This is a genomic window from Streptomyces sp. NPDC007901 (genome assembly GCF_042959465.1).
Taxonomy (GTDB): domain Bacteria; phylum Actinomycetota; class Actinomycetes; order Streptomycetales; family Streptomycetaceae; genus Streptomyces.
Genome location: NZ_JBIBKW010000026.1, coordinates 91,574 through 114,291, shown reverse-complemented (window position 1 = coordinate 114,291; position 22,718 = coordinate 91,574). Strand labels below are relative to the sequence as shown.

Here is a 22,718-nt window from a genome sequence, read left to right as displayed (position 1 = left end):
CGTGGGTCACGACCGCTCATGATCGCGGAGGTGGTGACCCTCCGTTGCTCCGGCACCAAAAGTGATCCAGAACCACGATTCACGCGTCGCCGACAGACATCCCACCCGGCCGCTGGATCGACCTAGCGGCCCAGCTCAGGCCGGGCCAGACATGCCGCCTGCTGGAGAAGGCCGTCGGCAGGGTCTCACCGCGCGCGATGAGACCGCTGTCATCGGGCTAACGCATGCCTTCGGCGCACGCGGAGACCGCTTTCGGCAAGCCGGCGAAGTCGGTCTTCAGCGGGCTGAGGCGATCGACGAGGCTGGACAGCCTGATGGACCTTTGGGCCGGGCAGCGTTCGTCCAGAACACGGGTGGGCAGGACATAGAAGGTCCACTGGTCGAGGTCCAGGGGATCGAGGGTCTTCTTGTCCTGGTGGTGCAGCAGGCAGAACACGTACACGTCCGAGCGGCGCATTACCTCGGCTGAGGTGGCGCCGGTCTGGGCATCCCAGCCGGAAGCCGGCGCGATGCCGAACTCGATCTTCGACAGCTGGGGTTGTGCCCACGACTGCAGGTAGGCCGCCGACTTCACCTCCACGCGCCATTTCTCGGGCGTACGGATGTCAACGGTGTCCCATTCGGTGCGTGTGCCGATCGCGGCGCCCAGCGCCGTGGCCACGAGGTACTCGGCCAGGATGCCGCGCATGGTGTTGTTGGCGAGGTCGGAGCACGCCCAGCTCCAGAAGTCGCCGAGTCTGCCTACCGTTTCGCCGTTGGCCCGTATCAGCTCACTGCTGCTGCGGCGTGTGATGGCCAGCGGGCCAAGATCGGCACTCATGTGTCCTCCAGACAACGATGTGGGGCGATGCTGATCCTGACAGCAGGCACTGACACCGGCGTTGGGCTCCTGCCCTCGCACAGGGTGCGACAGCGTAGGCCGCCGGATGAAGGCACATGACGGGCCTGACCAAGGATTGCTCGGACCTGCTAGGCATGTGCTGGAGTCCGGACTCGCTCAACGGATTCGCCGACCGTGGCTCAGGTGAAGGCGAGAGCGCGCAAGGCGTTGCGGACGTCGGTCAAGGGCTGGCGGTCGCGGGTGTAGTAGAGCTTGTTGGTGAGCAGTACCGCCCATCGCCCCTGCTGCGGGGAGATCCACATGCGGGTGCCGGTGAAGCCGTAGTGGACCCAGGTGCCGTCCCCGAGGTGGGTGCCGGGGGCGGGGTGCCAGAACAAGCCGCGCATGGGTTCGAGGGTGCCGGTCTGGACGGTCAGTGACTGCCTGGTCCAGGCGGGGCAGAATCCGGCTCGCCCCAGGCTGGTTGAGGTATGCAGCATGTGGCGCAGGAAGTGGGCGAGGTCGTCGAGGACGGTGAAGGTGCCGGCGATCCCGCATACTCCGCCCAGGAGCCGGGCGGAGAAGTCGTGGGCGATGCCCTTGAGATGGGTGTCACTGTCCTGGTCGAGCTCGGTTGGGGCGCACCGCGTGGCGATCTCGGTGGGCAGCGGCCCGAAGCGGGTGGAGGCCATGCCCAGCGGCTGCCAGATCCGTTCCGTCGCCAGCCGGTCGAGGCGTCGGCCGGAGAGGTACTCGGCGAGGTAGCCGAGGATGAGGGCGGCCCGGTCGGTGTACTCGACCGCCTCGCCGGGCGGGCGATGCAGCGCCTCGTGGAGGACGCCGTCGCGCACATCCTGCGGGTCAGTGCCGTAGAGGTTCTTCAGCTGGGCTCGCAGGGGGACGCCGGCGGTGTGGGTCAGCAGGTGGCGGGCGGTCACGGCCCCGAGCGGGTGGCCGGCGACTTCGGGCCAGAAGTCATTGGGGGGGCGTCGAGGTCGAGCTTGCCTTCCTCCCACAGGGCGCCGATGGACGACCAGACGGTGAGGAGCTTGGTGAGGCCGGCGGCGTCGAAGACGGTGTCGCGCAGCATCGGCGTGTCCGGCTCGTCTGGGTCGAGGGAGCCTGTGGCGCCGTGGGCCGAGACCCCGGCGGCATCGCCGACGGCCCAGACGGCACCGGGGTAGACCTTGTCGCGGACGCCTTCGTTCAGGAGCTGCTCGATGCGGTTGATGCAGTCGGTGCCGTACGTCATGGTCTCCCTCTTCGCCGTGGGCATCCCGCCGGGTCAGCGTAGTGAGGCTGGGCGGGCAGGACTGGCGGTGCAATGGTGTGTCGGACATCGGCCCCGGCACCGGCGTACTCGCTGCCGGTCCGTCGTCGGCAGGGGCACGCTTGCCTGGTTCAGGCGAGCTGGCGGCTGAGGTCGGTCAGCGCCTGGGCGGTCGATGAGAGCGGGTAGCGGGCGGCGTTCGCGTAGCCCGCCTCTCGCAGAGCGGGCAGGAGGCCGGGTGCGGTCCGTAGCCGATCCACGTCTCGGACGAGGGCGGCCGAGTGGGTGAAGTCGGTGGCTGAACCGGAGGCGGCGAGTACTTCATTGAGGCCAGGCACGGGCTGGTAGAGGACGGGCAGTCCGCAGGCTTGGCCCTCCAGCGCGACCAGGCCCATGGCCTCCAGGGTGGTGGACGGCATGACGAGTACGCGTCGTGCTCGGTGAACGCTTTCCACAGCTGTGGACGGCGGAGCCGGCCGAGGTAGCGGGCTCTCACGCCGGCCCGTTGCAAGCACGGTGCCAGGGCATGGAACTGGGCTCGGGTTGCGGCGATGCTCAGCTCGACGCCCGGCACCGGGGCCAGGCTCTTGATAAGGGCCTCGACGCCCTTCTCGGCGGTCAGCCGTCCGGCGTACAGCAGGCGCAGGTGGCTGGAGGGGGTGTGGGCCGACCGGGGTGGCGGATCGGTGAGCAGGTGGTCGGGGATGCCCCAGGGTATGGGGGTGATCTTCCGGCGGTCGACTCGTGGGGCGAGCTTGAGGAGTCGGTCGGCCATCGCCCCCGTGGGTACGACGATCGCGTCGGCCGCCCTTGCAGTCTCGCGCAGCACCTGCAGCGGGTCGCGGTGGGCCTCGGCGAAGATCAGGTCCGTGCCGTGGACCAGGGCGATACGGGGATGCAGGGGGAGCGCCCGGATCAGGGCGGGAGTGGCGCCGAAGGTGAGGTGCTGCAGGTGGAGTACGCCGACCTGGGCTGGGTTTATTGCGACCGCGAGAGCCTTGCGCAGGGCTGCGACGTACCGGCCGAAAGCGGGGGCCTGAAGGCACTTCCCGGCCACGGACAGCAGGTCGAGTCCGGTGGGGACGCGGGGTTTGGGACCCGACGGGCCAAGCATGAAGGCGCGTGCGGGGATGAGGGGGCGGTCGCCGGTGTAGAGGTCGAGGAAGAGCTCGACGCTGCCGCCGGGGCTGCCGGCGGGCAGGTCCAGGAAAGTGGCGGCCAGCGGCCCCATGGTCGAAGCGGGGCTCACAGGAATCCTCCGGGAAGCTCTTCGTAGAGGTGGGAGATGTCGATGCCATCCGTCGACGCGTACTTGGCGGGCTGCTGCTGGTAGCTGGCCGGTGCACCGTAGGCGGTGAGGAAGACGAGCTTGCCGAAGGTCATGCCCGGATAGATCCGCACCGGTTTGGCGGCGCGGATCTCCAGGGTCCATCGGACAGCGTGGCCCTGGTGGCCGAGCGGGGCGGAGACGTGCACCCAGATGCCGAGGGAGCTGATGGTGCGGTCGCCGTTGAGTATCTGCGCGTACACCTCCGAGCCCGTCCGCTCGTGGGTGACACCGAGGTAGAGCAGCCCGGGCTCCAGCACCAAGCCCTTGGCGGGGATCGTCCGTTCGGTGAACGGAGTGGGGACGGCGGCGTCCAGGTCCCCTTCGCACACGCGGATCGTGCTGCCCAGCCGCCAGTCGTAGGCGTTCGGAGAGAGTCGGCCGGGGTCGTAGGGATCGATCGTGATCTCGCCGGTCTGGACGGCGGCGGCGATCTCGGAGCCGGTGAGGATCACGACGCGACCGCTTCGATTCCCGCCACGTCCTGCCAGTACCGCGACGGCTGCGGGCCGTGGGCGGCCTGGTACTTGCCGCGACAGAGGTCGATGGCGCCGGTGGAGACGAAGAACATGATCTGCCCGATCTTCATGCCGGCGTAGACCCGTAACGGGCGGATCGGGGAGAGCATCAGCGTCCACTGGCCGTGGAAGCCGATGTCTCCGATGGGGGCGGTGATCTCGACGAACAGCCCGAGTCGGCCGACGGAGGAGCGGCCGAACAGCAGCGGCACGAAGGCGTTGGAGCCGACCTGCTCGAGGGTGTGGCCGAGGTAGAGCTCGCCGGGCTGGAGTACGTATCCGCCCTGGCCGATCTCGATCTCGCGGGTGGGGTTGGGGCGGTGGGCGTCGATCACAAGGGCGGTGTAGGTCAGCAGGGTGGGACCGAGGCGGACGTTGTAGCTGTTGGGGTTGACCTGGTCCGGCTTGAAGGGGGTGAGGATCATTGCTCGCTTCCTTCAGGTGAGTCGGCGGTGGAGGGGAAGGGCGGCGTGATCAGGACGCGGCGTACGGCCTGCCCCAGCCGCAGTCCGGCCTCATGCGTACGGCCGCCGAGGTGGCTGTCGGCGAGGTAGTCGGTGGTCAGCACGGTGCGGAAAGGGCGTCTGACCTGTTGCTCTTCTGATGGGGCAGCTCAGCCCGGAACTGGTCAGCCAGACGGCACCCCCGCAACCACGATCACTACGCCGGCGACGACTGGCGTCATTGCGGCCTGCTGCACCGTGTTTCAGCCCGGCCGGAAGGTGAGCGCGGCAACGCGCCATGCACGGGTCATGGCCTTCAGTCCAGGCACAGCGCGCCGACTCTGTGACGCGCCTTGCGCCCCGTCACATTTAACTGCCGGGGTGCTGACCGCGAAGGAATTCTGCGAGCAGCCTGGTGAGTTCTTCCTGGTCGTCGGGCTTCATGTGGGTGAGCAGTCCGGCGGCTACGTCGCGGGCGGTGTCGCGGGCCTGCGAGAGGAGCATGGCGCCGTGTTCGGTCAGGGTGACCGCGCGGACACGGCGGTCACCTGGTGCTGGATCCCTGCGTACGAGGCCTTTGGCTTCGAGGTCGTCGACAAGTCGCACCATGGATGCCTTGTCGCTGCCGATCAGGTCGATCAGTTGACGCTGGCTGCGCGGCGCTCGGTCCAGTTGGTTGAGCACTGCGAAGTGCCGCCCCTCAGCGAGTCGTTCCCGCTCAAGGCGCAGGCCCGCGCGTGGGGCGCCGATATGGAGACCCAGTTCGCTCGCGGTGCTCTGCGCGACCCGCGGGCCGGCGAGATCTCTTTCAGTGACTGGCATGACCGGTGGTGGAACGCCCGCATCGTCGAGCCTCACACCCTGCGAGGCGACGCACCTCGTCCATCATGTCCTGTCCATTGGGGCGGTTGGGAGATGCGGGCCATCACCCGCATGGACATCCAGAGCTGGATCCGCGCCGTGGTGGACAAGGGCGCGGGAGCCTGCGCGATCAAGAGGGCGTTCAACCTCACGTCCTCCATGATGCGCGCGGCCGTGGACGACGACGTCCTTGCGGTCAGCCCCTGCCGCAACATCGACCTGCCGACCATCGCGGTCGAACCGCCGCAGTGGTTCACGCTCGACCAGGCGCAGAGCATCCTGGACGAACTGCCCACCGCATGGCGGACGATGTGTCTGCTCGGTTTCTACACCGGCTTGCGCTGGGGTGAACTGTCCGGCCTGCACCGGCACCGCATCGACAGGCGTCGCTCACGGCTCTTCGTGGTGGAGGTCAACGCCAAGAGCGGTATCAAGGAGTACCCCAAGCGCTCCAAGAGTCGTCGGGAAGTCCCGCTGCCACCCCATGTCCTGGAAGCCCTCGAACGCCACATCCACCGGCTCGACCGGGACGCCGTGGTGTTCACCACCCTCACCAAGGGCCGGGCCGGACGTCTCCTCGCCGACAGCAACTGGCGAGGGCAGACCTGGTGGCCCACCGTCGAGGCCGCCTACTACTTCGACACCGACGGCGAGCAGCAGATCGTCCCGCACTACCCGCCACACTCCATGCGCCACACCTGCGCCTCGTGGCTGGTCCAGAAGGGAGTCTCGCTCTACGAGGTCCAGCACCTCCTCGGCCACGAGAGCTTCCACTGACGATCGCTGCCTGAGGTGACGCTGCCCTGCCGTCATGGCCAGGGCGGCGTCGTTGTATGCAGTCGGCTCCGGTTCAACGAGAAGTGTCAGCTGGGACGGAGACGCGGTGGGGTGCCGCTGCAGTGTATGAACTCACACGAGTGGAACTGGTGTCCTTCCCGACGCAGACAGCCCGCTACATCAAGGTCGTCAACACCGCCGATGTCGCGAGTAACTGGTGGTCGATCGCGGAATTCACCGTGTACAACTGATCACGGGTTCTCATGGCCGGAGTGGCACGCCTCGCCGAGGGCGCCGCTCCGGCCATAAGGCGGTCTCCGTGATGTGGGAGCGCTAGTTCTTGACCGGCTGAGGCGGCTGCGGAGTCGGGCTGCCTGTCCCCGTCCGGTCGGTGAAGGCCAGGTCCGTTACCGCCAGGGGTGTCTGGGCGGACAGGTGTGGGCGGGGCAGGGCGGTGGGCGGGTCGGCGCCCAGGCGTTCGCAGGTCAGCGCGGAGACGAGGACCGCGTCGTCCACGACGATCGTCAGCACGTCCGGGTCGGCCGTGGCCAATGTCCCCGGCGTGTCCAGCCCGTGGCGCAGCAGCGCACCGAGCAGCCCGGCGGTGAAGGCATCGCCTGCGCCGACGGTGTCCACCACGGCGACCTTGCGGCCGGCGCGGCTGAAGTTTCCCGCGCCGCTCGGGAAGACGTGGGCTCCGTCGGGGCCGTCGGTGATGACGACGAGCAGTGCGCCGAGGTCCGTCCAGTGGGCGGCGATCTTCTCGATCGGCGTGCCCGGGTAGAGCCATTCGACGTCCTCGCGGCTGGCCTTGACCAGGTGGGCGAGGCCGATGCTGCGCTCGACCGCCTGCCTGCCGTGTTCCGGATCGCCCAGGAGGAGGGGGCGGATGTTGGGGTCGTAACTGATCAGGGTTGTGCCGGCGGCGTGCAGTCGTTGGACGGCGGAGTGGATGTGGTCGTCGGCCGGCGGGGTCCAGGAGGCGACCGAGCCGAAGTGGAGCACGGCGGTGTCCGGCGGGACGAGGGCGGTCTCCGCCTCGGTCCACTGCCAGTCGGCGGTGCCGTCGAGGTAGAAGTCGTAACTCGCCCGCCCCTCGGTGTCCATGGAGACCACGGCGAGCGTGGTGGGTTCGGCGGCGTAGGGGGCGTACGCCAGGTCGATGCCCTCGGCGGCAGCGTGGGCGCTCAGCATGCGGCCGAAGGAGTTGCCTGCCAGCCGGGCCATGAGCGCGGTGCGGTGACCGAGGCGGGCCAGGCCGACGGCGACGTTGAAGGGGCTGCCGCCGGGCCGGGCGCGGTAGTCGCCGGGGGTGCCGAGCTGGACCAGGTCGATGAGGGCTTCGCCGATCACGGTCACGGCCGGGGGCTGCCCGAGGGCTCGTATCGCTTCAGTCATGGCGGGGTCCTTCGGGGGCTATCTCGCCGGAACCCCGCTCGATGAGCCGGGTCGGCACGGTGACGGTGTGGGTCGGGGAGTCGTCGCCGTCCAGTCTGCGGAAGAGCATCTCGGCGGCTGTCCTGCCCAGTTGCTCGACGTCCTGGGCGATGACGGAGATCCCCGGGTTGAGGATGTCGGCCAGCGGAAAGTCGTCGAAGCCCACCTGAGCGATGGTGTCCTGCAGGCCGAGGGTACGCAGCGCGCGCAGGACCCCTATGGTCACGAAGTTCTGGCTGGTGAACAGCGCCGTCGGCGGATTCGGCAGCGCGAGGAGCTGTTCGGTGGCGGCGATGGCGGCCTGTTCGCTGGACCCGACGTGACGGACGATCGCGTCGTCGTACTCGATGTGCGCGACTTCCAGTGCGTGCCGGTATCCGTCGAAGCGCTGGGCGGCGGTCGGGATGGACGCGCGGTCGCCGAGGTAGGCGATCCGGCGGTGACCGGCCTTGAGCAGGTGGTTGACGGCGGTGACGGCACCCTGCCGGTTGTCGGAGACGACGGCGTCCGCGTCCAGCAGGCCGGCCTCGCGGTCGACGAAGACCAGGCGGGTGCCTGAGCGCTGCTCGCTGATCAGGTAGCTCTGGTCACGTCCCGCGGGCACGATCACCAGCCCGTCGACCCGGCGGTCGATGAGCGCCTGGGCCAACTCCCGTTCCCGGGCGGGGTCCTCGTCCAGGCTGCCTACCAGCACCAGCACGCCGCGGGCGCGGGCCACGTTCTCGACGGTGCGGGTCAGGGCGGCGGAGAAGGGGTTCGCGGCGTCTTCGACGAGCATGCCGATGGTGGCAGTACGGCCGTCGCCGCGGCGCAGGCTGCTGGCCGTGAGATTGGGACGGTAACCCAGTTGGTCGGCGGCGTCGCGGACCCTGGCGACGATCGCCGGATCGACGGTGGGGACCCCGTTGAACACGCGCGAGACCGTCTTGATGGCCACTCCGGCCAGCGCCGCGACCTCACGCATGGTGGGGCGGCTGCGGGTGGACCGGGGCGCCGGCTCGCCCTGAGTCATCGTTGTCTCCAACCGATCGCGCGTTACCTACTCGTTGCCCGCGCATGTCTATCAGCGTCTTGACGGCCTCGTCCATACGGGCCCAGTATCTCGCCCAGTCAACGTTGTCTCAGCGTCGGCCAAGGGACGGCTGCGAAAGGGATCACACCATGAACATCTTCATCAGCCAGAGGTCGAGCCGCCGCGGTCGGCGTACCCGGGCGGCAGCGATCGGCGTCACGGTGTGCCTCGGCGCCACGCTCGCGGCCTGCGGTTCTTCCGGCTCGGGCTCGTCCTCGTCCGCATCGGGCGGCAGCGGCAAGGTAGGTGTCGCACTGATCCTGAAGACGCTCACCAACCCGTACTTCGTGAGCATGGAGAAGGACGCCAAGACCCAGGCCGCCAAGGACAACGTGAGTCTCACGGTGGCGGCGGGCAACAGCGACGGCGACACGCAGACCCAGATCACCGCCATCGACAACGCCATATCGCGCGGTGACAAGGGCATCCTCATCACCACCAACGGCGACGCCGTGAACGCCGCCCTCGGCCGGGCCAAGCAGGCCGGCCTGTTCGTGATCGCCCTTGACACCGCGCCGAACCCGGCCAGCACCGCGGACATCACCTACGCCACCGACAACGAGCAGGCGGGCAAGCTCATCGGCCAGTACGCCGCCGCCGCACTGGACGGCAAGCCGGCCGTCATCGCCATGCTCGACCTGTTCAACAACCAGGTCGTCTCCGTCGACATCAACCGCGACCACGGCTTCCTGGAGGGCATGGGCGTCGACCCGGGGAGCAAGACCGAGAACGGCAAGGAGGCCAAGTCCGGCAAGTACACCGGCGGCAAGGGCGGTACGTACAAGGTCGTCTGTCACCAGCCCACCCAGGGGGCCATCGACGGCGGCCGTACCGCGATGGAGAACTGCCTGTCGGCCAACCCGGACATCAACGTCGTCTACGCGATCAACGAGCCCGCGGGTGAGGGCGCGTACAACGCGCTGAAGGCGGCCGGCAAGGAGAAGAACGTCGCGATCTACGCGATCGATGGCAGCTGCTCCGGCCTGAAGAACGTGACCAGCGGCGAGTTCGCCGCCGACGCAGTGCAGTACCCGGGCAAGATGGCGGCCCTCGGCGTCACCTCGATCGCTAAGCTGGCCCGCGGCGGCAGCAAGCCCAGCGTGACCAGCGGAAAGTCGTTCTACGACACCGGCACCGCCCTGGCCGCCGCCAAGTCCCTGGACGGTCTGACCGTGCAGTCCCCGTCGCAGGCCGCCTCCGCCTGCTGGGGCAGCTGACACCGAGCCGGGTGCGGCGCCGGTGACCACCGTCACGGCGCCGGCGTCGCACCCGCACCCCACGAGCCCATGAGCCCGTACCAGGGAAAACACCGGAAGGACCCCCTGTGACCACCCACGTGGACAGTCAAGCCACACCGGCACCGGCGGAGGAGTTCCTCAACAGGCCCGCCACCCTCAGCCAGCGCATCCATTCGGTGCTGCACCGCCAACCGGCCCTCAGCCCGGCCATCGTCCTGGTGCTCGCCGCCGTCGTGTTCTCCCTGGTGAACGAACGCTTCTACGCGTTGCAGAACCTCTCGCTGGTCGCCCAGCAGACGGCCGTCATCGGTTCGCTCGCCGTCGGGCAGACGGTCATCATCCTCACCGCCGGCATCGACCTGTCGATCGGCGCGGTGATGGTGCTCTCCTCGCTGCTCATGTCGAAACTCGTCGCGGACAACCACTGGCCCGGCGTGTTCGCCCTGCTGGCCGGGGCGGTCGCCGCGATAGCCGCGCAAGCCGTCAACGGTCTGCTGGTGACCAGGATCAAGCTGCCGCCGTTCATCGTCACCCTCGGCACCCTCAGCGTCTTCACCGCGATCACCCTCATCTACGCCAAGGGCCAGACGGTGGCGCTGCAGCCGGGCAACATCCTGCTGTGGAGCGGCCAGACGGTCTCCCTCGGGCAGCTGAACCTGACCTACGGCGTCCTCCTCATGATCGCCCTCTACGCGGTGGTCGGCTACGCCCTGCGCTACACCGCTTGGGGACGCCACCTCTACGCGGTCGGCGACGACGTCGAGGCCGCCCGGCTCGCCGGCATCTCCGTCAACCGGGTCCTGCTCAGCGCCTACATGGTGGGCGGTTTCGCCATCGCCGTGGGCGCCTGGATCCTGGTCGGTCGGGTCGGCGGCGGTGACCCCAACAGCGGTCTCAACGCCAACCTGCAGTCCATCACCGCCGTGGTGATCGGCGGCACCAGCCTGTTCGGCGGACGCGGTGTGGTCTTCGGCTCGCTGATCGGCGCGCTGATCGTCCAGGTCTTCGTCAACGGCCTCGCACTGGCCGGCATCGACCCCAACTACCAAGTTCTCGCAGTCGGCATCCTGGTGATCGCGGCTGTCTCCGTCGACCAGTGGATCCGGAGTGTGAAGTCGTGACGACCGCCACCGCCCCCGTTCTCGAAGCCAAGGGCCTGGTCAAGCTCTTCGGCAGGGTCGTCGGCCTGAACAGCGTCGACCTCACCCTCCACCCCGGCGAGGTCCTCGCCGTCATCGGCGACAACGGCGCCGGCAAGTCCACCCTGATCAAGTGCCTGTCCGGGGCCCTCGTCCCCGACCAGGGCAGCATCCTCGTCGACGGCAACGAGGTCCACTTCAAGCGTCCCCAGGACGCCCGCGACGCCGGCATCGAAACCGTCTACCAGACCCTCGCCGTCGCCCCCGCGCTGGACATCGCCAGCAACCTCTTCCTCGCCCGTGAGATCCGCCGCAAGGGCATCCTCGGCTCGGTGTTCCGCATGCTCGACACCGGCGAGATGAAGAAGCAGGCCGCCGACCACATCAAACGGCTCGGCATCGGCACGCTGCAGAACATCAACCAGGCCGTGGAGACCCTCTCCGGAGGCCAGCGCCAGTCCGTGGCCGTCGCCCGCACCGCGGCCTTCGGCGGCCGGGTGGTGATCCTCGACGAACCCACCGCCGCCCTCGGCGTCCGCGAGACCGGCCAGGTCCTCAAACTCGTCCGCGACCTGCGCGAGCAGGGCCTCGGCGTCATCCTCATCAGCCACAACATGCCCAACGTCTTCGAGGTCGCCGACCGTATCCACATCCAGCGACTCGGCGGCTGCGCCGGCGTCATCACCCCGCAATCGCACTCCATGGAGGACGCGGTGGCCATCATGACGGGAGCGAAGAAGCTCGCCCCCGAGGCGAGCTGAAGGGAACAGCAGGGGAATGACCGCCGAGTACCGGATCGCCGAGAACCGCCTCGGCGGCGAACGAACCCTTGTCGTCTCCGCACCGGACGGCACGGCACGTGCCGTCCTCGCCCTGCCCGGGGCGACCCTGCTGAGCTGGCAGGTCAGAAGCGAAGCGACCGGCCGGCTCACAGAACTGACGGACGGCTACCGCGACGACAAGGAACTCCTGGTGCAGGACGGCGTACGCGCCGGCCTGCTGGCCCCCTTCCCCAACCGCGTCGCCGACGGCCGCTACCACCACGCCGACCAGGACCACGACCTGCTCCCCGGCCACCACGGGGACCGGCTGATCTACCACGGCTTCGCCCGCGAGGCCCCCTTCGAACTCGCCCACGCCACCACGACAGCCGACTCCGCCCGACTGCTGCTGCACACCACGAGCATCAGACCGGGCCGCTACCCCGGCTACCCCTTCGCCATCGACCTCGCCGTCGAATACACCCTCACCGCCCGCGAGTTGGGCATCACGATCCGCGCGACGAACGTGGGCGACAGCACCGCCCCCTACGCGGCGGGCTGGCACCCCTACTTCACCCTGTCCCGCCCCATCGACGACCTGACCCTGCACATCCCCGCGCACACCCTGATCCGCACCGACGCAGCCCTCATTCCGCTGCCCGGCGAGGACGCCCTGCTCCCCCTGGACAACTGCCCCGGCATGGACTTCCGGACACCGAAACAGCTGAGCGACGCGGTCATCGACGCCTGCTACGCAGACCTGACCCCAGGCCCCGCCGGCCGGATCGAGACGGTACTGACCAACTCGGCGACCGGCGAGGAACTGCGGGTCTGGCAGCACAGCGGCTATGTGCACGTCTTCACCGGCGATACCCTGGCCCGCGACCGCCGCGCCTCCATCGCCCTCGAACCCGTCGAGACGATGACCAACGCCTTCAACCGCCCGGAACACGCCGCCGCCCTCGCTCTCGAACCCGGCCGAAGCCGCGCATTCGCCTTCGGCGTCGAGTACGCGGTCTCGTAAACCTGCGGCGCCGACGCGGCCTGATGCGTTGTCTCTGCCCGGCATCGGAGGTCACGCCCATGGCTTTCGCGTACGTCCATCGTCGACGAGATACGCCAGAGCGAACCTGACCGAGGAGGCAGACGACGCTCCGCGTAGCCGACGCATACGTGGTCGGGCAGTCAGACCACGTGAATGGTCGAGCCACTAGCGCCTGGCCAGGTGCTTTGCTTGTGCCTTCAACGGCTCCGAGGGCGTGGTCTGCAAGGTCGGCCCGGCGGAACGGTTTGACCGCCTGCGACATGTGGCCCTCGTCAGGAGGCCGGGCGGCGGCAGCGGTCAGGACCCACGACCCATCCGAGCCCGAGCGGTGAACCGACCGTGAGGAACAGCGGCGCGCCGAGCGTCAGGGCGCGGGGGCCCTCCAGCGTGCGAATGATTGCCGAGTGTGTGGGCTTTCATCGCTCATGACGCTCGTTTGACGCTCCGAGGGTCTGATCGCCTGCCTCGGGAGCCAGAAAACACGCTCTGAACTGGTGTTTCTTCAACCCGCGCATGATCTGACGTGTTTGCGATGACGTCGCATGTAGAGTGTGTGGCGATTCTTGAACCCGCGGCAAAGGGCGTCTGACCTGCTGCTCTTCTGATTTCCCAGGTTGCGGGCGTGTCGTGCCGACATGTTTCCGTAGGTCCACCGCGTGGAGCATGATGCAGGTTACTGCCACATGCCCCACCTGCGGTTCCGCAGCGGGGCGCGGGTCGAGAACGCTCTGCCCCAACTCCGTGAGGGCCGGGTGCGGCACATGTCTTGACGCTCGTTCGACGGTGATTCTGACGGAGCGTGACGCGGTTGTCCCGGATCAGATAGCGCGGGTCAATCGCCAGCCGGCACGTCCTGTCGGTGGGAAGGCGACGCGCACCCGCACTCCGGGATGGCGGCAGCCGAGTGCGACCTGGTGTCCGAAGCGAGCGAGGGCGGATCCCCGGGTGAGCTGGTTGCCGCAGTCTGCTCAGCCCTGACCAGGACGGACTCTCGGCCACGGTGTTCGCCCTCGCCGCCTCGGCGGGCGCCGGATGCACCGCGGCGAGCATTCCGATCGCGAGGTCGCCGCCGCCACGGCGGCGACCCGGGACCAGCAACGATGTCCTTGCGGAGGGGCGGGAGAAGCCGCACCGTGGGCTGTCACGGCTTCACCCCTTCGTCTGTGGCAGACCCTCAGGTACGGGTCCAGCGTTGGTTGTTGCCGTTCGAGCAGGAGTAGAGCTGGATCAGGGTGCCGTTGGCGGTGCCGCCTGAGACGGCGTCGAGGCAGAGGCCGGACTGGACGCCGACGATGGATCCGTCGGAGTTGAGGCGCCATTTCTGGTTGTCGCCGCCCCAGCAGCTGTAGATCTGGACTTTGGAACCGTTGCCTGTGCCGGCGGCGTCAAGGCATTTGTTGCCGTAGACCTTGAGCTCGCCGGCGTCGGTGTACGTCCACTGCTGGTTGGTGCCGCTGTGGCAGTCCCACAGCTGGAGTTGTGTGCCGTCAGTGGTGCCGGCTCCAGGCACGTCCAGGCAACGGCCCGAACCGACGCCCTTGATCTGTCCGCCATCCGCAGGGGGTGTCGTGGAGCCGCCGCGGTTGAGTGCGTTGAGGACGGCGGTGTAGGCAGGCTTCTTGCTGCCGTCGCCGTTGAACAGCAGCGGCGTGTCCCCCGATCGCCAGGAGTCGGTGTCGCGCACACCCCAGACGGTGATGCCGAGGCAGCGCGGGACGGCCAGGCAGTCGTTGGTCACGTTGGCGTAGGTCGAGGCCGAGGCGCCCTGTATGTCGAGTTCAGTGATGGCCACGTCGACGCCGAGGGCGGCGAAATTCTGCAGGGTGGTGCGGAAGTTGCTGTCGTAGGGGCTGCCGCTGTTGAAGTGCGACTGGAACCCGACGCAGTCGATCGGCACGCCGCGCTGCTTGAAGTCCCGGACCATGGCGTACACGGCCTGGGTCTTGGCCCAGGTCCAGTTCTCGATGTTGTAGTCGTTGTAGCAGAGCTTGGCCGCCGGATCGGCGGCGCGCGCGGTGCGGAAGGCGACCTCGATCCAGTCGTTGCCGGTGCGTTGCAGGTTGGAGTCCCGCCGACCTCCCGAATTGCCGTCGGCGAAGGCCTCGTTCACGACGTCCCACTGAGCGATCTTGCCCTTGTAGTGGCCCATGACGCCGTTGATGTGGTCGATCATCGCTTGGCGCAGTGAGCTGCCGCTGAGGCTCTGCATCCAGCCGGGCTGCTGGGCGTACCAGGCCAGTGTGTGGCCACGCACCCGCTTGCCGTTCTGCACCGCCCAGTTGTAGACGCGGTCGCCGGCGCTGAAGTTGAACTGGCCCCGCTGTGGTTCGGTGGCGTCGATCTTCATCTCGTTCTCGGCCGTCACCATGGTGAACTCACGGCTTGCGATCGTCGTGTACGCCGAGTCGCCCAGCCTGCCGGAGGCGATGGCGGTGCCGAAGTAGCGGCCGCTCTGTGCCGCCGCGGCGCCAAGCGTGTTCTCGGCGGCGTGTGCGGTCGGCGGTGCGGCCAGTGCGGTGACCGCACCGAGGACGCCGACGACCAGCGCCGGCAGCAGGCTGCGGATCTTCCGGCGGGTAACGGATCTGGGAAGGGCATACGAGCCCATGACTGTGCCTCCGAGGTAGAAATCGCTGATCGACTGAAGCGCAGGGGATTGCCTCGTCCGGCCCCGTCCGGCGGACGGACGGGGCAGGTCGGAGCCCGGGCAGGACGGAATCACCGGACACCGCAGTCATGGGGACCGGGATGACGCCAACGGCACGGGCGCCGCACCCGGTCGGCTGTCGGGCGACGTACGGCGGGCGGCGGGCGTGTTCCACGTCTCGACGTAGGCATGGGGTACTCCAGCGCGGCTCAGCCGGGGGACCGTCACACGGCGTCGCATGCCTCTCCAACTGCGGGAAGAGCCAGGATGCGCTGGTGCGAACCTCACCGGAACGGAACGGGGTGGCGCAGGTGATGTGGTGCGCGGGTCTGTCGTGCAGCTGGTCGCTGATCTGCCGTGCAGCATGGATTGCCCCGGCCGATACAGCCCGGAATCTCGAACCAGGCCCGGTTTCTCAGACAGGGATGATTGAGGCGTGACCGTGGATCGTCAATACTTTCGGCCGAAGAAATTTCCGATTGACGGACGAAACTTTCGGTCATCCGGTAAGTGGACGGCGGCCCCCGGTGCTGGCGTCGGCGGGCGTGCGGATTTCGCTGTCAGGGACGTTGGAGGCAGTGTCGACCGAGTGTCTGCACCGTCCGCACCTTGCTCCCTTCCGGGGTCAAGTCGCTTACGAGCCAGCCATTTGACGGTGTGGCGTGCGCTGGTCGGTGCGCGGTGGTGCGAATGTTTCGGCGTTTGAGGCGATACATGCGAGAGGTATTGACGGCGTTCACCGGTTCTCTATCATCGGGTTGCTCGATGGATCGACCTCTGTTCGACATAGCGAACACGTCGGGCCGCTCCATCGCACAGTAGGGCCATGCCGGGCAGCACCGCCTGAAGTCGGAATCGCAAGGGCCATGCCGCATGTGTGTGTAACGGATGTACATGTCGCGGTTGCATATGTCATGGACTCATCCACTTCCTCAGTCCGCCGTGGTGCTCGCGGACTGCTGCACACCGCACCACGCCGACAGCCCGGCCAGCCTCTGACGAGGCCGACCGGAACCGCCTACTCAGGGTCTAGGGAGTATCCATGCGCAGAGGAAGTTCCAGCCGCAGGCATCCGTCAGTGGTGCTCGCCGCCGTGGTTGCGGCTCTGGCCGCGTTGGCAGCGATGCTCGTCGCCGCCCCGGCTCAGGCGGCTTCCAGCGGCGCCTTGCGCGGTGTTGGTTCCGGCCGGTGTCTCGATGTGCCGGGCGCCAGCCAGACCGACGGGACGTATCTGCAGATCTATGACTGCTGGGGTGGGACCAACCAGCAGTGGACGTTGACGGACAGCAACCAGCTCACCGTGTACGGCAACAAGTGCCTGGATGTTCCGGGCCACGCCACCACGGCCGGTACCCGGGTGCAGATCTGGACCTGCTCCGGCGGTGCGAACCAGCAGTGGCGGGTGAACTCCGACGGCACGGTCGTCGGCGTGGAGTCCGGGCTGTGCCTGGAGGTTACGGGCTCCGGTACGGCCAACGGCACAGCGGCGCAGATCTGGACGTGCAACGGGGGCAGCAACCAGAAGTGGACCGGCCTGTCCGGGACGACCCCGCCGGGGGACGGCACGTGTTCTCTGCCGTCGACGTACCGGTGGACGTCGACGGGTGCGCTGGCGCAGCCGGCGAACGGATGGGTCTCGCTGAAGGACTTCACCAACGTGACGTACAACGGCAAGCACCTGGTCTACGCGTCGAACGTGTCGGGATCGTCGTACGGCTCGATGATGTTCAGGCCCTTCACGAACTGGTCGGACATGGCGTCGGCCGGCCAGACCGGGATGAGCCAGGCCGCGGTGGCGCCCACACTGTTCTACTTCGCGCCCAAGAACATCTGGGTGCTGGCGTACCAGTGGGGTGCGTGGCCCTTCATCTACCGCACGTCGAGCGACCCCACCAACCCCAACGGTTGGTCCTCGCCGCAGCCGCTGTTCACCGGCAGCATCCCGGGCGCCGCCCCGATCGACCAGACCCTGATCGCCGACGACCAGAACATGTACCTGTTCTTCGCCGGTGACAACGGCAAGATCTACCGGGCGAGCATGCCGATCGGGAACTTCCCGGGCAGCTTCGGCTCGTCGTACACGACGGTCATGAGCGACACGGTGAAGAACCTGTTCGAGGCGCCGCAGGTCTACAAGGTGCAGGGCCAGAACCAGTACCTCATGATCGTCGAGGCGCGGGGTGCGAACGAGCAGCGCTACTTCCGCTCCTTCACGGCCTCCAGCCTGAGCGGTTCGTGGACCCCGCAGGCCGCCGGCGAGAGCAACCCCTTCGCCGGCAACGCCAACAGCGGTGCCACCTGGACCAACGACATCAGCCATGGTGACCTGGTCCGCAACAACCCCGACCAGACCATGACCATCGACCCCTGCAACCTGCAGTTCCTCTACCAGGGCAAGTCCCCCTCCGCGAGCGGCCCCTACGACCAACTGCCCTGGCGGCCGGCTGTCCTCACCCTGCAGCGCTGAACTGGCCTGTGTACCTCGCCGACGGCCGGCCTCACCCGGATCGGGCCGGCCGTCGCCTTTGCCACCGTGAAGCAGCGCCGGGGAAGCCGATGAACCGCTGACGAGCGTCGAGCCGGACACGGTGCTCTGCTGGAGGCGCTTGCAGGTCAGAGTTCTTCCGACGTCGGCCCCTCGATTCCATGGCGCTTCGAGGAAGTGCGGTGGCAACTCGCACGGTCCCAGCAGCAACGGCTTGCCGGTGCGTAACCTGTGGCCAGGGCACCGATCGGGATCCCTGCCCGTTTGACGCGCGGCTGGCGGCGGCGACGCACGTATGACGCACGAGGCTCTCCGGGGGTTGGATTCCGCCCTCAAAGCTGCCCCTGACCTGCAGTTTTACTAGAATGTGGCAAACTGCACACCTTTCCGATGACGCATCACGTGGAGTGCGTGGCGATCCTGGAGCCGGTCGGGAAGGGTTCCTGACTACACTTTTGCGTGTGTGCGTTATGTGCGGTGCGGGCGTTACGGGCGATTTCTCGACGCTGAAATGACGCTCGTTTGGCGCTCGTTCTGATGGGATGTCAGGAGCGCTTCGTTGTTGGTCAACTCCTCTGCGGAGGCAGGGGGGCTCTTCAGTGAAAGAGCACTCAAGATCGGCTGGTGGGTGGCACCTGCTGGAGTGTGGTCGGCCGGACCGGCGCACCGCGCGACCGTTGCTTTGGCCCTCTGCCGTGGTTGCTGTACTTCGCTGCTGTACAGCCGATGATTCAGCCAACTGGGTCTTCGGCGTCGCTGCGCGGATCCTTGCTCGGTTCCGACTGAGATCGTTTGGCTGAGCGGAGGCCGATCACGTGCCCAAGGGCGTAGGCGCTGAACACCAGCACGATGACCAGCGCAACCCGCGCCATCCGGTCACCCTCGGCCGCAGTTCGCGCCATCATGGCCACGAGAAGGATCAACAGTGCTGCTTGGCACCCGTGTCGCTTGCGCAGTCCCTGCTCTCTGTGAGGCGAGAGCGGTACGGCCGACGGATACGGCGGATAGCCGGCCGGCCCCCGCCGGCGCTCTCTGGCGGTGCTCAGCTCATGAAAATGACGGCGCCGAAGACGAACGGATATGCGACGGTCAGCACGCTGGCGGGCAGGCCGAGGAGGGCGTACGCGAGGAACAAGAAGGCCCGGACTGCGGGTCCGTTGCGGGCGGCGATCCGATCTTGGTCATACGGGTCGTATGTCACTTCGATGCGGGCCGGGTCTGTGGCGACCAGCCTGCCGCCGCCACCACTGTACGTTCGCTTGGTGCCCGAAGCGTCGGTGAACGCATAGACCTTGGTGACCGTGGTCTCGCCGTCGGTCCCGGTGCCGTAGACGTTCTCTTCGAAGGTGGCCACGACCGTGATTCCCCGGCGGCGAAGCAGCCACCAGTCCACCGTGGTTCGGTACACGATCAGGGCGATCGCGCACCCGACGAGGAACGGTGTGAAGAAGACCACCCAGAGCAAAACGAGTGCCCCGTCTCCGGTCGCCGAAGCCAGCGCGAGCCCGAGGACGAACAGAGCGCCCAGGGCCAGGAGGTGCGCCCGGTCCTGGGCCTCTGTCAGCCAGCGGTCCTTGCGTTTCTCAGCGGAGAGACGGGGCTCTGTCGTCACCAACTCCGCGCCGTTCACGCGCGGTTGTGTGGCATCGCGTACCGGCAGCGCCGCAGTGACCGCTGAGGCGAAGGCCTGGGCGGCCTCGGCGCTCGGTGAGCTGAGGGTGTAGACAACGGGAGCCGTGCTCGTGGAGGCCGAGGTCAGGACGATCTCAGTGACGCGCGGCTTGGGCCGACCCGTCGTACTTGCTCGCGAGCCCTGTCCGGCACGTCCTTGCGTACGGACCGTCTCTATGGCGGCGAGCGGTATACGGATTCCCGATCGTCTCCACGCCCGCTCCAACAGCACGGCGTCCCGCTTGAAGCGTGCCGTGACCCGGCGCCCCCGCAACACCAGTTCAGTCATGTGGCGACCGTACGGCAGGTATGCGAGTTCTCGACGCGGCCGCTCCGGCGGGGGTGCGAACGGATCCGCGACTTGATGACAAGTACAGGGTGAGACCGTCGTCCGGCGGTCGGAGACGGAGATTCCGTGAAACCGGATACCCGGCAACACGAAGAACGCGGCGACGGCGCCCCCAACCGTGACGGCGACGGCGACGGCGACGCCCAGCTGACACGGTCGGCGGCGGGGGACGCGGCGGCGTTCACCCCGCTGGTGGAGGCGTACTCGCCCGCCCTGCACGGCTACTTCGCCCGGCGCATGCCCGGCGCGGCGGACGATCTGCTGGCCGAGGCGTGGTTGCAGGCGTTCGCCGCGCGACGCACGTTCGACCCCTCGCGCGGCTCGGCGCGGGGCTGGCTGTTCGGGGTGGCCCGCAACGTACTGGCCCAGCACCTGCGGCGGGCGGGGCGGCAGGAGGACGTACCGGGAGTGGAGATCACCGATCCCTGGCAGGCGGTGGACCAGCGGCTCGACGCGGCCGCGCTGGCCCCCGCGCTGCGCCGGGCGCTGGCCGAACTGCCCGTCGAGGAGCGGGAGGTGCTGCTGCTCGTCAGCTGGGAGCAGCTCACCCCCGCCGAGGCGGCCGCCGCCGTGGGCATCCCGGCGGGCACCGCCCGCTCGCGGCTGCACCGGGCACGGGGTCGGCTGCGCGACCGGCTCGCATCAACGCGCCCGGCCGGACGGCACCTGAGCGTGACGGGAGACATGGCATGAGTACGTACGACGACGTGGAGTGGACCGGCATGAGTACGCAGGACGTGGAGGAGACCGGCATGACAGAGCGGGCGGCATTGTTGGACTTTCCCGGCGCCGATGACCTGGTGGCCGCAGGGCGGGTCGAGCCGCCGTCGGCACAGGCGTTGGCCAGGGCGCTGGAGGGGATCGAGGCGGCGGTGGCCGTGCAGGAGGCCGGGCACGCCGCGCAGCGCAAGCGGGGCGCTGTGGTGACCGCACCGCTGCGGAAGATGTCCGGGCGCCGCCGGGTCCTCGTCGGCCTGTTCACCGCCGCCGCGGTCGCGGTCGGCGCGGTGACATACGCGAACACCGGTGATACCCCCACGGACACGGGCACGCGGAGCGAGGCACGCGCGGACAGCGCGTCCGTCTTCCTCGACGACATCTCCACGGTGGCCGCCACCCGGTCGGTCTCCTCGGGGAAGTACTGGAAGACGCACCTGACGATCGGCGACTCGTACCTCTCGCAGTCCATGGACTTCTACGTCGTCAACAACGGCAAGGCGTACAAGAAGGGGCGCCGGCCCGACTGGCAGTTCGGGCCGAAGGACCTCGACTGGAAGTCCCTGGACCAGCTGACCACGGACCCGGCGAAGCTTCTCCAGCTGCTTCAGACTCCGCCGAGGCCCGACAGCATCTCCCCCTTCGACCAGGCGGTCACCCTGCTCGGCGAGTCCCCGGCGAGCCCGAAACTGCGGGCAGGTCTGTTCAAGGCGATGGCGGGGCTGAAGGGCGTCAAACTCGTCGGGGCCGTCAAGGACAGCACCGGGCGCGGCGGGACCGCCCTGGAGTTCGCGGAGGCCAAGAGCGTCGGCCGGGTGATCGTCGACCCGAAGACGAGCTCCATTCTGGAGTACACCTTCACGTGGACGGCGGGAGCCAGCAAGGGCAAGGTCACCCATCAGACGTACCTGGCGGTGGGCTTCACGGACAAGATCGGCTGACACCGGACCGGCGGGGCGGTGCGGTCCTCGAACGGCCGTCGTTCTTTCGGCCGAGGCTCGGGGGCCGCTACCGCCGTTGTGCCGAGGCAGTGGCGCAGGGCGGGGGAGGAAGCTGGTGAAGACCACCGCGGCCCTCAGCGACTACGCCCACCGCATGTGGATGCGCCACCAGGACGCCCTCGCCCAGCGCGTCGACGCCCCCGAACGAGCCGTCGATTGCCGCCTTCGATCTCCTCGAACACGGATGGAGCGCCCTGGCCCCGCGGTTCGGTGACGGCCGCGACTGGCCTTTACCCGGGCAAGATCACCTGAGGGTGGGGGAAGAACCTGGAACGTGGGACGCGTTCCCGCTGGTGATCGACGGTCTGGTCCTTGATGGTCTCGATGTGGCCGCTCCCGCGCGTGAGCTGGAGACGGGCCGTGACGCCGGCCGGTGCCACCGCCCTCAATGCTTCCCGAAACGTTGCGCTCCGGCTGGGTCAATATCTGTGCCCGCGAGCTGAGATTTCAACGGAACAGGCAGACAGATTCTCTACCGCATTAAGTGGAGTGGGATTCTTCACCGTACACAGGCCGCTGCGGGGTGCTACTGTCGATGTCAGTTGCAGTTGTGGTTCCCAAAACTTCAAGTGCCCTCCGGTCGGCGCCTGTGCCACTGGAAGCGCTTTTGTTATCCGGTTCTTTTTCCGGGCGGGGTGATCATCGCGGCGACACAGGGTCCGCGCAGTGCGGATCCCGATGCACTGCCCCAAAGGAGAAATTACATGGCTGCTGGTACCGTGAAGTGGTTCAATGCGGAAAAGGGCTTCGGCTTCATCGAGCAGGACGGTGGCGGCGCTGATGTGTTCGCCCACTACTCGAACATTGCCGCCCAGGGCTTCCGCGAGCTGCTGGAGGGCCAGAAGGTGACCTTCGACATCGCGCAGGGCCAGAAGGGCCCGACGGCCGAGAACATCGTTCTCGCCTGACGCTGACTGTCGCGTACTTGTAGCTGGGGCCCGCGTCCTTCGGGGTGCGGGCCCCAGCTACTCGCATTTTCCCGCAGTGGTCTCGCCTGCGGGCGACAACCAGGAAACCCGTGAGTTCGCCGCATACGGGGCATCCTTCAGGGGCGCACGCATCCCTTCATAGCTTCATCGCGGTGGATCCCGAGCATTGCGTCCGCTTCGCGCCACTCATTTAAGCTCCTGTGCCCGCACG

General features: G+C 68.0%; 18 protein-coding genes and 3 pseudogenes. 9 read left to right on the top strand and 12 right to left on the bottom strand.

What is annotated here, in order from left to right; genetic code table 11:
• Positions 1-217: 217 nt before the first annotated feature.
• The 7 genes and pseudogenes from ACFZDK_RS48095 to ACFZDK_RS48065 form a co-directional block, all read right to left on the bottom strand.
• Entirely contained in the window at positions 218-820 is a 603-nt protein-coding gene (locus ACFZDK_RS48095) for a hypothetical protein (protein WP_390983509.1), read from the bottom strand.
• 200 nt (positions 821-1,020) lie between these two features.
• Positions 1,021-2,072: pseudogene (locus tag ACFZDK_RS48090) on the bottom strand (serine hydrolase domain-containing protein).
• Between the two features lie 149 nt (positions 2,073-2,221).
• Positions 2,222-3,321 (bottom strand): annotated as a pseudogene (locus ACFZDK_RS48085) (glycosyltransferase family 4 protein).
• 14 nt (positions 3,322-3,335) lie between these two features.
• Positions 3,336-3,872, bottom strand: a complete 537-nt coding sequence (locus tag ACFZDK_RS48080) for a deoxycytidine triphosphate deaminase (RefSeq protein WP_390983506.1) — start codon at positions 3,870-3,872, stop codon at positions 3,336-3,338.
• Positions 3,869-4,360: a dCTP deaminase gene (locus ACFZDK_RS48075; RefSeq protein ID WP_390983504.1), complete on the bottom strand. Its 492-nt coding sequence runs from the start codon at positions 4,358-4,360 to the stop codon at positions 3,869-3,871. The genes ACFZDK_RS48080 and ACFZDK_RS48075 overlap by 4 nt, the downstream gene beginning before the upstream one ends.
• Positions 4,357-4,506 (bottom strand): annotated as a pseudogene (locus tag ACFZDK_RS48070) (bifunctional metallophosphatase/5'-nucleotidase); the annotation flags it as partial. The pseudogene ACFZDK_RS48070 and the gene ACFZDK_RS48075, both read right to left, overlap by 4 nt.
• A gap of 241 nt (positions 4,507-4,747) precedes the next feature.
• Positions 4,748-5,236, bottom strand: a complete 489-nt coding sequence (locus tag ACFZDK_RS48065; RefSeq protein ID WP_390983502.1) for a MarR family transcriptional regulator — start codon at positions 5,234-5,236, stop codon at positions 4,748-4,750.
• 57 nt (positions 5,237-5,293) lie between these two features.
• Here ACFZDK_RS48065 and ACFZDK_RS48060 point away from each other — a divergent pair, with 57 nt between their 5' ends.
• Positions 5,294-6,016, top strand: coding sequence for a tyrosine-type recombinase/integrase (locus ACFZDK_RS48060; RefSeq protein ID WP_390983500.1), 723 nt, complete (start codon positions 5,294-5,296; stop codon positions 6,014-6,016).
• Between the two features lie 333 nt (positions 6,017-6,349).
• Here ACFZDK_RS48060 and ACFZDK_RS48055 read toward each other — a convergent pair whose 3' ends face one another.
• Both ACFZDK_RS48055 and ACFZDK_RS48050 read right to left on the bottom strand, forming a co-directional pair.
• Entirely contained in the window at positions 6,350-7,414 is a 1,065-nt protein-coding gene (locus ACFZDK_RS48055; protein WP_390983497.1) for a PfkB family carbohydrate kinase, read from the bottom strand.
• Complete coding sequence (locus tag ACFZDK_RS48050) at positions 7,407-8,465, bottom strand: substrate-binding domain-containing protein (protein ID WP_390983494.1); 1,059 nt, start codon at positions 8,463-8,465, stop codon at positions 7,407-7,409. Before ACFZDK_RS48050 ends, ACFZDK_RS48055 begins: the two co-directional genes overlap by 8 nt.
• 149 nt (positions 8,466-8,614) lie before the next feature.
• Here ACFZDK_RS48050 and ACFZDK_RS48045 point away from each other — a divergent pair, with 149 nt between their 5' ends.
• The 4 genes from ACFZDK_RS48045 (at position 8,615) to ACFZDK_RS48030 (ending at position 12,687) form a co-directional block, all read left to right on the top strand.
• Positions 8,615-9,742, top strand: a complete 1,128-nt coding sequence (locus ACFZDK_RS48045) for a substrate-binding domain-containing protein (protein ID WP_390983487.1) — start codon at positions 8,615-8,617, stop codon at positions 9,740-9,742.
• Between the two features lie 107 nt (positions 9,743-9,849).
• Positions 9,850-10,884 (top strand): ABC transporter permease, encoded by a 1,035-nt coding sequence (locus ACFZDK_RS48040; RefSeq protein ID WP_293992758.1) that lies wholly within the window; start codon positions 9,850-9,852, stop codon positions 10,882-10,884.
• Entirely contained in the window at positions 10,881-11,663 is a 783-nt protein-coding gene (locus ACFZDK_RS48035; RefSeq protein ID WP_390983483.1) for an ATP-binding cassette domain-containing protein, read from the top strand. Before ACFZDK_RS48040 ends, ACFZDK_RS48035 begins: the two co-directional genes overlap by 4 nt.
• A gap of 16 nt (positions 11,664-11,679) precedes the next feature.
• Positions 11,680-12,687, top strand: a complete 1,008-nt coding sequence (locus ACFZDK_RS48030) for an aldose 1-epimerase (protein WP_390983480.1) — start codon at positions 11,680-11,682, stop codon at positions 12,685-12,687.
• Between the two features lie 1,195 nt (positions 12,688-13,882).
• On the opposite strand, the gene ACFZDK_RS48025 is transcribed toward ACFZDK_RS48030, so the two are convergent.
• A complete protein-coding gene (locus ACFZDK_RS48025) occupies positions 13,883-15,316 on the bottom strand; it encodes an endo-1,4-beta-xylanase (RefSeq protein ID WP_390983478.1) in 1,434 nt (477 codons plus the stop codon).
• A gap of 1,081 nt (positions 15,317-16,397) precedes the next feature.
• On the opposite strand from ACFZDK_RS48025, the gene ACFZDK_RS48020 reads away from it, so the two are divergent.
• Positions 16,398-17,822, top strand: coding sequence for a non-reducing end alpha-L-arabinofuranosidase family hydrolase (locus ACFZDK_RS48020; RefSeq protein ID WP_390983475.1), 1,425 nt, complete (start codon positions 16,398-16,400; stop codon positions 17,820-17,822).
• Positions 17,823-18,571: 749 nt separating this feature from the next.
• Here the strand turns inward: ACFZDK_RS48020 and ACFZDK_RS48015 are convergent.
• Both ACFZDK_RS48015 and ACFZDK_RS48010 read right to left on the bottom strand, forming a co-directional pair.
• Positions 18,572-18,763: a hypothetical protein gene (locus ACFZDK_RS48015; RefSeq protein ID WP_390983472.1), complete on the bottom strand. Its 192-nt coding sequence runs from the start codon at positions 18,761-18,763 to the stop codon at positions 18,572-18,574.
• 119 nt (positions 18,764-18,882) lie between these two features.
• On the bottom strand, positions 18,883-19,470 hold the full coding sequence (locus ACFZDK_RS48010; RefSeq protein ID WP_390983469.1) for a hypothetical protein: 588 nt from the start codon (positions 19,468-19,470) through the stop codon (positions 18,883-18,885).
• Between the two features lie 456 nt (positions 19,471-19,926).
• On the opposite strand from ACFZDK_RS48010, the gene ACFZDK_RS48005 reads away from it, so the two are divergent.
• The 3 genes from ACFZDK_RS48005 to ACFZDK_RS47995 all read left to right on the top strand — a co-directional run bounded on the left by ACFZDK_RS48005 (position 19,927) and on the right by ACFZDK_RS47995 (position 22,486).
• Entirely contained in the window at positions 19,927-20,553 is a 627-nt protein-coding gene (locus ACFZDK_RS48005) for a sigma-70 family RNA polymerase sigma factor (RefSeq protein WP_390983466.1), read from the top strand.
• On the top strand, positions 20,550-21,518 hold the full coding sequence (locus tag ACFZDK_RS48000; protein WP_390983463.1) for a hypothetical protein: 969 nt from the start codon (positions 20,550-20,552) through the stop codon (positions 21,516-21,518). Before ACFZDK_RS48005 ends, ACFZDK_RS48000 begins: the two co-directional genes overlap by 4 nt.
• A 764-nt stretch (positions 21,519-22,282) precedes the next feature.
• Positions 22,283-22,486, top strand: a complete 204-nt coding sequence (locus ACFZDK_RS47995; protein ID WP_014145516.1) for a cold-shock protein — start codon at positions 22,283-22,285, stop codon at positions 22,484-22,486.
• Positions 22,487-22,718 lie beyond the last annotated feature (232 nt).